Raw genomic sequence first — 12,379 nt, 5'->3', positions numbered from 1 at the left:
CGGGGCCGCCCGGCGTGCCAGCATCCGGCAGGACGCACGGGGCCGACCCGGACCGACCGTCGGCGAAGCGGAGAGGAACCGACATGGGTACGTACGCGGTGACCGGCGCGGCCTCGGGCATGGGCCGGGCGTCCGCCGAGCGGCTGCGGAGCGACGGGCACACAGTCGTCGGCGTGGACCTGCGGGACGTGGAGGTCGTCGCCGACCTCTCCACGCCGACCGGGCGCACGGCGGCGGCCACCGAGGTGCTGGAGCGCGCCGGAGGGCGGCTCGACGGGGCGGTCTGCGCCGCCGGGCTCGGCGGCATCCCCGGCCGGGACCGGCTCGTGCAGCAGGTCAACTTCTTCGGCGTGGTGGAGCTGCTTGAGGCGTGGCGACCGACGCTGGCCGCCGCCGGCAACAGCAAGGTCGTGGTGTTCGGCTCGAACTCCGTCACGCTCACCCCGATGGTGCCGGAGCGCGCCGTACGGGCCCTGCTCGACCGCGACGCCGACGGGGCGCTGCGCGTGGTGGGGCGCTTCGGCAAGCGCTCGGCGCCGTTCGCGTACGCGAGCTCGAAGCTGGCGGTGACGCGGTGGGCACGCCGCGCCGCGATCTCACCGGAGTGGGCCGGCGCCGGCATCCGGGTGAACGTCCTGGCCCCCGGCATCATCGCCACCCCGCTGCTGGAGGAGCAGATCGCCCGGGGCCAGAAGGAGGCGGTCGAAGGGCTGCCGGTGCCGATCGGCGGGCGCGGCCGGCCGGCGGACGTCGGCGAGTGGGTCGCGTTCATGCTGTCGCCGGCCGCCGACTTCCTCTGCGGTTCGGTGATCTTCCTGGACGGTGGCTCGGACGCCTACTTCCGCACCGACGACTGGCCCGTCTCCACCGGGCCGGCCGGGGTGCTGCGCTACATGCGTCGTGCCAAGGCGTGGCGGGCCCGGCGCTGACCCGGCAGGCCGCCCACCGGGGCGCGGCCGGGCCCGGCGCGTCGCCGTGGAAGCAGCGTGCAACCGAGCGCGAAAGGATCTCGCGCAGTAGGTTGAGCGGGTGACTGGACGGTTCCCGATCGAAGACGTCTCCCCCGTCGTCTCCTGCGGTCGCTACCCGGCCAAGGCGGTGGTCGGCGAGGTCGTGCCGGTGTCGGCGCGGGCCTATCGCGAGGGCCACGACGCGCTCGGGTGCAACGTGGTCTGGCTCGGCCCGGACGGCGCGGCCCGCCCGTTCACCCGGATGCGCTCCGGCGAGCCCGGCCAGGACCGCTGGCACGCCACCATCCGCCCGGACGCGGTGGGCCTGTGGCGCTTCACCGTGGAGGCCTTCCAGGACCCGTACCTCACCTGGCAGAACGCGGTCACGAAGAAGATCGCCGCCGGCCAGGGCGCGGCCGAGCTCGCAAACGACCTGGCCGAGGGCGTACGCGTGCTGACCGCCGCGCTCGACCTGGTGCCGAAGGCCGACCGTGATCGCGTACGCGAAGCCGCGCGGGCCCTCGCCGACGACGAGCGGGACCTGCCGCGGCGGGTGAGCGCGGCGCTGGACCTTGCCGACCTGCTCTGGGAGCACCCGGTGCGCGAGCTGGTCACCACCGGCGAGGAGCGCACGCTGTGGGTGGACCGGCCGCGGGCGCTCTTCTCCGCCTGGTACGAGTTCTTCCCCCGCTCCGAGGGCGCGATCCCGGCCACAGTCGACGCGCCCGCCCGTTCCGGCACGTTCGCCACCGCGACGGAACGACTGCCGGGTGTCGCGGCGATGGGTTTCGACGTGCTCTACCTGCCGCCGATCCACCCGATCGGCCGGGTCAACCGCAAGGGCCGCAACAACGCGCTCACCGCCGGGCCGGACGACGTCGGCTCGCCGTGGGCGATCGGCGCGGCCGAGGGCGGCCACGACGCCATCCACCCCGATCTGGGTACGCCGGAGGACTTCCGCGACTTCGTGGCCGCCGCCGCCGAGCAGGGCCTGGAGGTGGCGATGGACCTGGCGTTGCAGTGCGCGCCGGATCACCCGTGGGTCACCGAGCACCCGGAGTGGTTCACCACCCGCGCCGACGGCGGCATCGCGTACGCGGAGAACCCGCCGAAGAAGTACCAGGACATCTATCCGCTGAACTTCGACAACGACCCCGAGGGCATCCGGGCCGAGATGCTGCGGGTGGTGCTGCACTGGGTCGGCCAGGGCATCCGGATCTTCCGGGTGGACAACCCGCACACCAAGCCGTTCGACTTCTGGCACTGGCTGATCGCCGAGGTCAAGAAGGTGGACCCGGACGTGCTGTTCCTGGCCGAGGCGTTCACCCGGCCGGCGATCATGCACGGGCTCGGCAGGATCGGCTTCACCCAGTCGTACACCTATTTCACCTGGCGTACGACGGCGGCCGAGATGCGGGAGTACTGCGAGGAGTTGGTCGCCTCGGTCGACTGGATGCGGCCGAACTTCTGGCCCAACACGCCGGACATCCTGCACTCGTCGTTGCAGCACGGCGGGCCGCCGATGTTCAAGATCCGGGCGGTGCTGGCCGCGCTGCTCTCCCCCTCCTGGGGCATGTACGCCGGGTTCGAGCTGTTCGAGCACGTGGCCCGCCCCGGCGCGGAGGAGTACCTGGACAACGAGAAGTACGAGCTGCGGCCCCGGGACTGGGACGCCGCGCTGGCGCAGGGCCGGTCGCTGGCGCCGTTCATCACCACGCTGAACCGGGTACGCCGGGACAACCCCGCCCTGCACCAGCTGCGCAACCTGCGGTTCCACGACATCGACAACCCGGCGCTGCTGTGCTGGTCGAAGCACGACCCGGAGAACGGCAACACGGTGATCGTGGTCTGCTCGTTCGACTCCCGCGAGGTGCAGTGGGGCAACACCACGCTCGACATGCCGGCGCTCGGCCTGGACTGGCACGAGCGGTTCACCGTGCGCGACGAGCTGACCGGCGCCGAGTACGACTGGGGGCAGCGCAACGCGGTGCGCCTCGACCCGTACCTGCAACCGGCGCACGTGCTCACCGTGCGCCGCCCGGCCGCGCCCGAGCCGCCGCAGCCGGCCGTACCGGAGACCGCCGCGCCCGACCTGACAGTCGAAGACGTACCCGCCGACCTTTCCGGCGGCACCGCCCCGACCGCACCGGCCGACAAGGACGACGCCCGATGGACCAGCTGATCACCGGCGAGGTACACGACCCGCACGCCGTGCTCGGCGCACACCCGGCCGGCGGGAGCACCACGATCCGGACGCTGCGCCGGGGCGCCGGCGAGGTGACGCTGCTCGTCGACGGCGAGGCGCACCCGATGAAGCGGGTGCACGACGCCGGTGTCTTCGAGGCGGTACTGCCCGGCGAGGTGCTCGACTACCGGGTCGAGGTGGACGGCACCGCGCACGACGACCCGTACCGTTACCCCCCCACGCTCGGCGACCTCGACCTGCACCTGATCGGCGAGGGCCGCCACGAGCGGCTCTGGGCGGCGCTCGGCGCCCGGGTCTTCGACGAGGGCGTCGCGTTCACCGTCTGGGCGCCGAACGCCCGCGCCGTGCGGCTCGTCGGCGACGTGACCGGCTGGGCGCCGGACGACGGCTGGCCGATGCGGTCGCTCGGGTCCAGCGGCGTGTGGGAGATCTTCGTGCCGGGCATGCCGGTGGGCAGCCGCTACAAGTACCGCATCCTGGGCGCCGACGGCCGGTGGCGGGACAAGGCCGACCCGATGGCCGCGCGCGCCGAGGTGCCGCCTTCCACCGCGTCGGTGGTGCACGAGTCACGGTACGAGTGGGGCGACGCGGACTGGCTCGCGCGCCGGTCGCGGCAGGCGCCGCACCAGGAGCCGATGAGCGTGTACGAGGTGCACCTGGGCTCCTGGCGGCCCGGCCTGGGCTACCGGGAGCTGGCCGAGCAGCTCACCGCGTACGTGCTGGAGATGGGCTTCACCCACGTGGAGTTCCTGCCGGTGATGGAGCACCCGTTCGGCGGCTCGTGGGGTTACCAGGTCACCGGCTACTACGCGCCGACGGCCCGGTTCGGCGACCCGGACGACTTCCGGTACCTGGTGGACCGGCTGCACGCCGCCGGCATCGGGGTGATCCTGGACTGGGTGCCGGCGCACTTCCCGAAGGACGAGTGGGCCCTGGCCCGCTTCGACGGCACCCCGCTGTACGAGCACCCCGACCCGCGTCGCGGCGAGCACCCCGACTGGGGCACGTACGTCTTCGACTTCGGCCGCAACGAGGTGCGCAACTTCCTGGTCGCCAACGCGCTGTACTGGCTGGACGAGTTCCACATCGACGGGCTGCGCGTGGACGCGGTCGCCTCGATGCTCTACCTGGACTACTCCCGGCAGGAGGGGCAGTGGGCCCCGAACGTGCACGGCGGCCGGGAGAACCTGGAGGCGATCGCGTTCCTCCAGGAGGTGAACGCCACCGTATACCGGCACCACCCGGGCGCGTTGATGATCGCCGAGGAGTCCACCGCCTGGCCCGGCGTCACCAAGCCGACCTCGGAGGGCGGGCTCGGGTTCGGGTTCAAGTGGAACATGGGCTGGATGCACGACACCCTGCTCTACACCTCGAAGGACCCGATCTACCGGCAGCACCACCACCATCAGCTCACGTTCTCCCTGGCGTACGCGTGGAGCGAGAACTACGTGCTGCCGATCAGTCACGACGAGGTGGTGCACGGCAAGGGCTCGCTCGCGGGCAAGATGCCCGGCGACACCTGGCAGCGACTGGCCACCACGCGGGCGCTGCTGGCGTACATGTGGGCGCACCCGGGCAAGCAGTTGCTCTTCATGGGCTGTGAGCTGGCCGACGACCGGGAGTGGAGCGAGGAGCGCGGCCTCGACTGGTACCTCACCCACGATCCGGCGCGCGCGGGCGTGCAGCGGCTCGTCGCCGACCTGAACCGGGTCTACCGGGAGACCCCGGCGCTCTGGGCGCAGGACACCGACCCGGCCGGATTCCGCTGGATCGCCGGGGACGACGTCGCGAACAACGCGGTGTCGTTCATCCGGATCGCCCCGGACGGCCGGACGCTCGTGTGCGTGGCCAACTTCTCCGCCACACCGCTCGAGGACTACCGGATCGGCCTGCCCGCGGCCGGTACGTGGGCCGAGGCGCTGAACACCGACGCAAACCACTACGGCGGTTCCGGCGTGGGCAACCTGGGCGAGGTGCACGCGGAGAACATCCCCTGGCACGGCCTGCCCGCGTCGGTCTGCCTGCGCGTCCCCCCGCTCGGCGTCCTCTGGCTCCGCCCGGCCTGACGGCTCCGTCCGGCCTGACGGCGTCGCCCGGCCTGACGGCGTTGCCCGGTGGTCGCCCGACCGCACCCTGCTCCCGGTCCCCAGATCACCTCGCCGGTGCTACCCGGGCCGGCGGCAGGTTTTCGGTTTGAGCGTTATGACTCAGAGGAATATTTATGCCTCTGAGTCATAACCGTCGCGAGGAGGAGTTTCCTGGGGCGGGACTACGCAACGTGTTGAGCGACCGCCCGTCGGCGCGGGCGCGACCGCAGGAGTCAGACCAGGTCGGATTCGCGCAGGAGCTTCCATAGGCCGGCGCCGTCGGGGGCGCTGAGCCACTTCTGGCCGATCGGGCCCGATGAGGAACGTCCGGGCGGTGCCGGGAGGCTGCCGGCCAGCACCGACTGCGTCGGCGACAGCTGCCGGATCGCCACCCCTGCGACGTGGTCCGGGTGCGCGGCGGCGAACTCCCGGTAGATCTCCGGGTCGTGCTGCCCGTCGTCGCCGATCAGCAGCCACCGCACCTCGGGGAACTCCCGGGCCAGCCGGGCCAGCGTGGCCCGCTTGTGTTCCCGGCCGCTGCGGAACCAGCGGTCCGCGGTCGGCCCCCAGTCGGTGAGCAGCAGCGGCCCGGCCGGGTAGAGGTGCCGGGACAGGAACCGGGTCAGCGTCGGCGCGACGTTCCAGGCGCCGGTGGACAGGTAGAAGACCGGCGCGCCCGGGTGGGCGGTGGCCAGCCGCTCGTACAGCACCGCCATGCCCGGCACGGCGGTGCGGGCGTGCTCGTCCAGCACGAACGTGTTCCACGCGGCGAGCAGCGGCCGGGGCAGCGCGGTCACCATGACGGTGTCGTCGATGTCGGAGAGGATGCCGAAACGGACAGCCGGGTCGAGCACGCGGACCAGCGCCTCCACCGGCTCGGCGTCGGCGACGCTGAGGCGTACGCAGCCCCAGCCCGGGGTGAAGTCGCCCTCGATCACGGTGTCGACGAACCCGCTGCGGTCCGCGGTCACCTCCTGGCGCACGCCGTCGGCCTCGATGGTCACCCGGACGTGCTTGGCGGGCAGCGTCGCGAAGCTGCGCCAGCCCCGCACCTTGTCCAGGCGGCCCCGCCGCCGGGTGTCCGGGCGGCCCAGCAGCACCCGGCAGAGCACCCGCGCCCAGCCCGGGGCGCCGTAGCCCGCGTACGCGATGATGTTGGGCTGCCACCCGGTGCGCCGCAACCGGCGCTCCACCAGGCCGTGCACGGCGTCCTCGAAGCGCGCGGCGCGGTGCAGTCGCGGCACGGCCAGCTGGTCCGGTGGTGTGGGTGGCACGCTGCAACACTGCCACAACCGGCCGGGCCCGGCCACGCGAGTGATCCACACCGATCGGCCCTCGGAGCCGCGTCGCGCCGTGACAGACTGCGGTCGGGGCGACGACGGGGGCGTTGGTCGTGTCGACAGCGAAGCGGGACCCGGTACGACGGCGTCCGGACGCACCGGCGCTGGTGGCGTTGCTGCTCGGCGTGGCCGGTGTCGGCTACCGCCTGGTGCTGACGCTGCTCACAGTGCCCGCGTCGAACAGCGACGAGGCCACGTTCGGACTGGCCGCGCTGCACATCGCCGCCGGCCGGGAGCGGCCGGTCTTCCTCTACGGCCAGCGCTACATGGGCGTGCTGGAGTCCTACCTGGCCGCGCCGCTGGTCGGCTGGGCCGGACCGAGCTGGCCGGTGCTGCGGCTGCCGCTGCTCGCGCTCTTCGCGGTGTTCCTGTGGCTGGCGTACCGGCTGACCCGCCGCCTGTTCTCCCCCTGGCTCGCCGTGGTCGTGGTGGGCCTGCTTGCGCTCGGCTCGGAGCGGGTGGTCCGCGACCAGCTCACCGTGGTCGGGGGCCGGCCCGAGGTGAAGCCGGCGGTGCTGGCGATGCTGCTGCTCGCGGTCGCCCTCGGTGAGGACCGGGTCCGGCACCGCTGGCTGGCCACCGGCGCGTTCGGGCTGCTCGCCGGGCTGGCGCTCTGGTCGGACTGGCTGATCGCGCCGTACCTGCTGGTGGCGGGCGTGGTGCTGGTCCTGGCCGTGCCCCGGGAGCTGATCGGCTGGCCGGGCGTGCTGCTGGTGGCGGGCTTCGCCGCCGGGATCGCCCCGGTGGTCAAGGACAACATCGTCGCGCCGCCCGGGCAGGACTCGCTGTCGGTGTTCCGGGAGATCAGCACCAAGGAGGGCGTCGCGCCGTCGCTCGCCGAGCGGCTGCGCGGCGGACTGCTGGAGGGGGTGCCGCTGGCGTCCGGCCTGTGCCCGATGGACGGCTGCGCGCGCTGGGCGCAGTGGTTCGGCCTGCTCTACCCGGTGCTGCTGGTGGCCGCCGCCGCGCTCGGCCTGGTCGCCTACCGCAGGGCCGCCGACCGCGCCGCGCGGGTCCGGGCCGCGGCGATCCTCGCCCTGGTCGTGGGCGCGGCGCTGACCCTGCTGGCGTACGTGCGCAGCCCGCTCGCCGCGACCGACCCGCTGGGCAACGCCCGCTACCTGTCGGTGCTGCAGATCTCGTTGCCGGCCGTGCTGTGGCCGCTCTGGCTGGCCGCCGCGCACGCGCTGCGGGCCACCGCCGGGCGGGCCGCCCGCCTCGGCGGCGCCACGGCGGCGGCGGTGCTGGCCGGGCTGACCGCCGCGACGCTGGCCGGCACCGTGGCGTTCCTGGCCGGCGTGCCGGGCGTACGCGCCGAGGAGCAGGCGGCCCGGCGGCTGGCGGACACGGTCCGGCGGGCCGGCCTGCACGAGGTGTACGGGGACTACTGGACCTGCAACCGGCTGATCTTCAACACCGGGGAAACTGTCGCCTGCGGCGTGCTCGACGGTGCGCTGACGCCGGGGCAGAACCGCTATCCGGCGTACTGGCAGCGGGTGGCGCGCGCGGCGCGGCCCGGGTACGTGGTGGACGTCGGCTCCCCCGCCGAGCGCACGCTGCGGCGGCTGCTGGACGGGCGCGCCGACGCGGCGGTGGTGGCCGAGGTGGGCGGCAGTCGCGTGTACCACCCCGACCGTGCCGTGCGGCCGTGGCGCTGAGGCCGGCCCGTACGCTGTGCCGGTGCTCATCCTGCTGCCCCCGTCGGAGGGGAAGGCCGAGGCCGGCACCGGCCGCCGGCTGGACCTGTCCCGGCTGTCCCTGACCGAGCTGAACCCGGCCCGGGAGGCGGTGCTGACCGCGCTCGTCGACCTGTGCGCCGGGCCGGACGAGGCGGCGGCCCGGACCGCGCTGGGCCTGACCGAGGGGCAGCGCGGCGAGCTGCGGCGCAACGCCCGGCTGCGGGAGGCGGCCACGGCACCCGCCGGGCGGCTCTACACCGGGGTGCTCTACGAGGCGCTCGGGCTGGACACGCTGCCCGCCGACGCGCAGCGGGCGGCCCGCCGCCAGGTGCTGATCAGCTCCGGGCTGTGGGGGGCGGTACGCCTCGCCGACCGGATCCCGCCGTACCGCTGCCCGATCGGGGCGCGGCTGCCCGGGCTCGGGGCGCTGTCGGCGTACTGGCGTTCCGCGCTCGGCCCCGTGCTGGAGCCCGCCGCGGGACGCGGCCCGGTGCTGGACCTGCGCTCCGGCGCGTACGCGGCCACCTGGACGCCGCGCGGCGCGCTCGCCGAACGCACGGTGACGGTGCGGGTGCTGCACGAGCGGACCGTGGACGGCACGCCGACGCGGTCGGTGGTGAGCCACTTCAACAAGGCGACGAAGGGCCGCCTGGTGCGGGATCTGCTGCTCGCCGACGCCCGGCCGCGCACCGCCGACGCGCTGGTGGGCGTGCTGCGGGACCTCAAGTACACGGTCGAGGAGGCACCCCGGTCGGCCGGGCGGCCGCGGCAGGTCGACCTGGTGGTCACCGAACTCTGAGCGGCGGGCTTCCCGCAAATTTTGCTCAAGGCTCGGCCGCATCGGTTCCCGGCCCGGCGGTTGGCGACGACGGTAGAGGTACCCCGACTCTGACCCGAGGAGCTGAGCCGATGCTCGCCGAGCCCACCTCGCTACTCGACCGCCCCCGCCCGTCCCCGCCGCTGGACTGGCTGACCCTGACCGACGCCTTCGAGATCGCCTGCATGGTGCGCTGCACGCCGCCGCCGGCCGCCGACGTACGCCGCCTGGACCCCGGACCGCACCGGGGCGGGATCGCCGAGTTCAACCGCGAGGACGCGGCGCACCGGATGCGGCAGCTGCTGGGGCGGCTCGACGTGCCGGTGCAGCACGAACTGACCACAGGTGGCCTGCGCCGCCGGTACGAGCTGCACCGGCTGGCGGTGCCGCCGCAGCACCGGGCGGCGTACGCGAATCTGCTCACCACCGGTTGGCGGCAGGGCCGCCGGGAGCTGCTCGGCGGGCCGTTCCCGGGCGCCTCGGCGGCACGGCGGCTCTGGCGGCCCCGGCTGGCGGCGGCGGCCTGGCGGGCGGCGCTGCTCGCCGGTGGCCGGCACGTACGCCGGCACTGCCTCGGCATCCGGCTGGCCGACCGCGACCTGGCGGCGGTGCTGGTCCGCAGCGCGGCGCTGCTGGAGGTGCCGGCGGCGCTGCGGCCGGGTGCGGGCTGCTTCCTGGTGATCGTGCCCAACGGGGAGTACCGGACCCGGATCACCGAGAGCGCGGAGCTGGCCGCCGCCGGCTGACCGGCCCGGCCGCCCGGGCCCTACCCGGCGGGCGACTTGCGCGAGGGGCGACTTGCGCGGCGGTGGGCTTGCGCGGTGGCGGGTGCACGGCGCAGAGTGCAGCCCGTGAGCCGACACTGGCCTGTGCGCGCCGCCGCCCCGCTCGTGCTGGCGCTGCTGCTCGTCTCCGGCCTGGCCGGATGCCGGGACGAGCCGGCCGAGCCGACCCGCATCCGCATCGCCACCGGCAGCCCGACCGCCGTCTATCACGCCTTCGGCCAGTCGCTCGCCGCCGTGCTCAACCGGGAGCTGCCCGGGGTACGGGCCGAGGTGGTGGTCACCGCCGCCTCGGCGCAGAACGTCCGGCTGGTCGGCTCCGGCGCGGCGGAACTGGGCTTCACCCAGGCCGACGTGCTCCCGCCGCGTGAACCCGAGCACCCGTCCGTGCTCGCCGTGGCCCGCGTCTACGACGACCTGCTGCACCTGGTCACCCGCGCCGGGGGGCCGATCCGCACGCTCGCCGACCTGCGTGGCCACCGGGTCTCGGTGGGCGCCGACGGGTCCGGCACCGAGATCACCGCCACTCGCCTGCTGAAGGTGGCCCAGCTCGACGGCGGCCGGATCCGCCAGGAGCACCTCGGGTTGGACGACTCGATGACCGCCCTGCGGGACGGCCGGATCGACGCGTTCTTCTTCTCCGGCGGACTGCCCGTACGCGGCGTCGCCGACCTGGCCCAGCGGACCTCGCTGCGGATCGTGGACCTGGGCGAGTGGACCGAGTCGCTGCGCCGCGGGTACGGGCAGGTCTACGTGACCCGGGACATCCCCCGCACCATGTACCAGGCGGAACCGGTCAGCACCGTGGCGAACCCGAACTACCTGATCGTCCGCGCCGACCTGCCCGCCGCGCTGGTGCGCGACGTGACCCGGCTGCTGATGGAGCGCCGGGCGGAACTGGCCGCCGCCCACCCGGCGGCGGGACGGATGAGCCCTCGGTCGGCGATCGTCACCACCCCGCTGCCGCTGCACCCGGGCGCGGCGCAGTGGTACCGCGCCGCCAAGCCCTGAGCCCGGCTGTGGGCTGCGGCCGAGGCGCGGTCAGCGGCTGACCGGCTCGCCGTCGCGCCGGGCGCCCACCGTGCCGCCGGCCTCGGCCGGGCTGTCCGCCGCGGCCTTGTCGCCGGCCTCCACCGGGTCGCCGGCCGGCGCCGGGAACCACAACTCGGCGACCAGACCCCGGGGCTCGCCCTGGCGCATGGTGAGCCGGCCGTCCGAGGCGTCCACGAGCACCGCGGCGATGGTCAGTCCGAGTCCCGCGCCGTCCACGTTCTGCACGTCCGGCGCCCGCCAGAACCGCTCGGTGGCCTGGTCCAGCTGGCTGGCCGTCATGCCCGGGCCGGTGTCCCGGACGGTGAGCGCCGTACCGCCCTCGGCGGCCCGGACGGTCACCGTCACCTCTCCCCCGACCCCGCTGAACTTCACCGCGTTGTCGATCAGGGCGTCCAGCGCCTGGTCGATGGCGGTGGGCACGGTGCGGGCGTACACCGGCGCGCCGTCCGCGTCGAGGCGCAGCGCGACCTCGCGGTGCCGGGCCAGCGGCAGCCAGGCCGCCACCCGGGAGGCGGCCGAGGCGGCGGCGTCCACGGTGACCCGCTGGTTCTCCTCCCGCTCGGCGCGAGCCAGGGTCAGCAGCGCGTCGAGCACGGTGGCCAGCCGGTCGGTTTCCTCCAGCGCGAGCCGGTGCTCGGCCCGCCCGTCGGCGTCGCCGAGGCTGGGACCCAGTTCCTCCACCCGCAGCCGCAACGCGGTCAGCGGGTTGCGGAGCTGGTGGCTGGCGTGCGCGACGAACGCGCGCTGCCGGTCCATCACGTCGGAGACCGCGTCGGCCATGTCGTTGAAGCTCGTCGCGAGCCGGCGCAGCTCGGGTGGCCCGAGCCGGGGGCGTACCCGCGCGGTCCGGCGGCCCTCGGCGATCTCGTGGGTCACCGCGTCCAGCTCGGTGACCGGGCGCAGCACCCAGCCGGCCAGCCCGAACGCGGTGGAGACGCAGGCCAGCACCGCGAGCAGGCCGATGCCGGCCAGCAGCAGCCACCATGTGCTGACGGTACGGCGTACCCCGTCCGCCGGGCTGGTGGTCACCACGGCGCCGAGCACCTCGCCGCCGTCGTTGATCGGCACGGCGGTCACCACCGGCCCGTCGCCCCACGGCCAGACCGACTCCGGCCCGCTGAACTGCTGCCCGGACAGCGCGGTGTCGAGCGCCGGGCCGGTGCCCGCGCCCGGCTCCCAGGCCGACGAGGCGGCCACGGTACGGCGCTCCCGGTCCACCACCGCGGCGCCGATGTTGTAGAGGGCGTCGTAGGCGGCCAGTTCCCCGTCGAGCGGGCCAGGACTGCCGCCGCGCAGCGCCGGGCCGGCCAGCGAGGCGAAGCGGGTGGCGTCGGCGAGGCGATCGGCGCGTACCCGGTCGGTCTCCCGGGAGGCCAGCGTGAACGCCAGCGGCGTCTCCAGGGCGATCAGGACGAGCACCATCAGCAGCAGATAGCTGATCACCAGGCGGCGACGCACGGGCCCC

General features: G+C 74.5%; 9 protein-coding genes. 7 read left to right on the top strand and 2 right to left on the bottom strand.

Features of this window, described 5'->3' with window-relative positions; all coding sequences use genetic code 11:
* Window positions 1-83: 83 nt before the first annotated feature.
* The 3 genes from FHU28_RS13795 (at window position 84) to glgB (ending at window position 5,222) form a co-directional block, all read left to right on the top strand.
* Entirely contained in the window at window positions 84-929 is an 846-nt protein-coding gene (locus FHU28_RS13795) for an SDR family oxidoreductase (protein ID WP_184684226.1), read from the top strand.
* A gap of 100 nt (window positions 930-1,029) precedes the next feature.
* On the top strand, window positions 1,030-3,132 hold the full coding sequence (locus FHU28_RS13790) for an alpha-1,4-glucan--maltose-1-phosphate maltosyltransferase (RefSeq protein ID WP_184684224.1): 2,103 nt from the start codon (window positions 1,030-1,032) through the stop codon (window positions 3,130-3,132).
* Window positions 3,120-5,222 carry a 1,4-alpha-glucan branching protein GlgB gene (gene glgB, locus FHU28_RS13785; protein WP_184684222.1) on the top strand — a complete coding sequence of 701 codons (2,103 nt, stop codon included), beginning with the start codon at window positions 3,120-3,122 and terminating at the stop codon, window positions 5,220-5,222. The genes FHU28_RS13790 and glgB overlap by 13 nt, the downstream gene beginning before the upstream one ends.
* Before the next feature lie 254 nt (window positions 5,223-5,476).
* Here the strand turns inward: glgB and FHU28_RS13780 are convergent, their stop codons facing one another.
* Window positions 5,477-6,517, bottom strand: a complete 1,041-nt coding sequence (locus tag FHU28_RS13780) for an App1 family protein phosphatidate phosphatase (protein ID WP_311773582.1) — start codon at window positions 6,515-6,517, stop codon at window positions 5,477-5,479.
* Between the two features lie 119 nt (window positions 6,518-6,636).
* Here FHU28_RS13780 and FHU28_RS13775 point away from each other — a divergent pair, with 119 nt between their 5' ends.
* From FHU28_RS13775 to FHU28_RS13760, 4 genes are all read left to right on the top strand, one after another.
* Entirely contained in the window at window positions 6,637-8,241 is a 1,605-nt protein-coding gene (locus FHU28_RS13775) for a hypothetical protein (RefSeq protein ID WP_184684220.1), read from the top strand.
* A 16-nt stretch (window positions 8,242-8,257) separates the two neighbouring features.
* Window positions 8,258-9,061, top strand: a complete 804-nt coding sequence (gene yaaA / locus FHU28_RS13770; RefSeq protein WP_311773698.1) for a peroxide stress protein YaaA — start codon at window positions 8,258-8,260, stop codon at window positions 9,059-9,061.
* 110 nt (window positions 9,062-9,171) lie between these two features.
* The gene (locus FHU28_RS13765; RefSeq protein ID WP_184684216.1) at window positions 9,172-9,825 is read left to right on the top strand and encodes a hypothetical protein; all 654 of its coding nucleotides are present in this window, start codon (window positions 9,172-9,174) and stop codon (window positions 9,823-9,825) included.
* Window positions 9,826-9,930: 105 nt separating this feature from the next.
* Window positions 9,931-10,872, top strand: a complete 942-nt coding sequence (locus tag FHU28_RS13760) for a TAXI family TRAP transporter solute-binding subunit (RefSeq protein WP_184684214.1) — start codon at window positions 9,931-9,933, stop codon at window positions 10,870-10,872.
* Window positions 10,873-10,902: 30 nt separating this feature from the next.
* Here FHU28_RS13760 and FHU28_RS13755 read toward each other — a convergent pair whose 3' ends face one another.
* Window positions 10,903-12,372: a sensor histidine kinase gene (locus tag FHU28_RS13755; protein ID WP_184684212.1), complete on the bottom strand. Its 1,470-nt coding sequence runs from the start codon at window positions 12,370-12,372 to the stop codon at window positions 10,903-10,905.
* Window positions 12,373-12,379 lie beyond the last annotated feature (7 nt).

It is taken from the genome of Micromonospora echinospora (assembly GCF_014203425.1).
GTDB classification, from domain to species: Bacteria; Actinomycetota; Actinomycetes; order Mycobacteriales; family Micromonosporaceae; genus Micromonospora; species Micromonospora echinospora_A.
The sequence above is the reverse complement of the archived record's forward strand: the minus strand, read 5'-3'. Positions and strand labels throughout refer to the sequence as shown.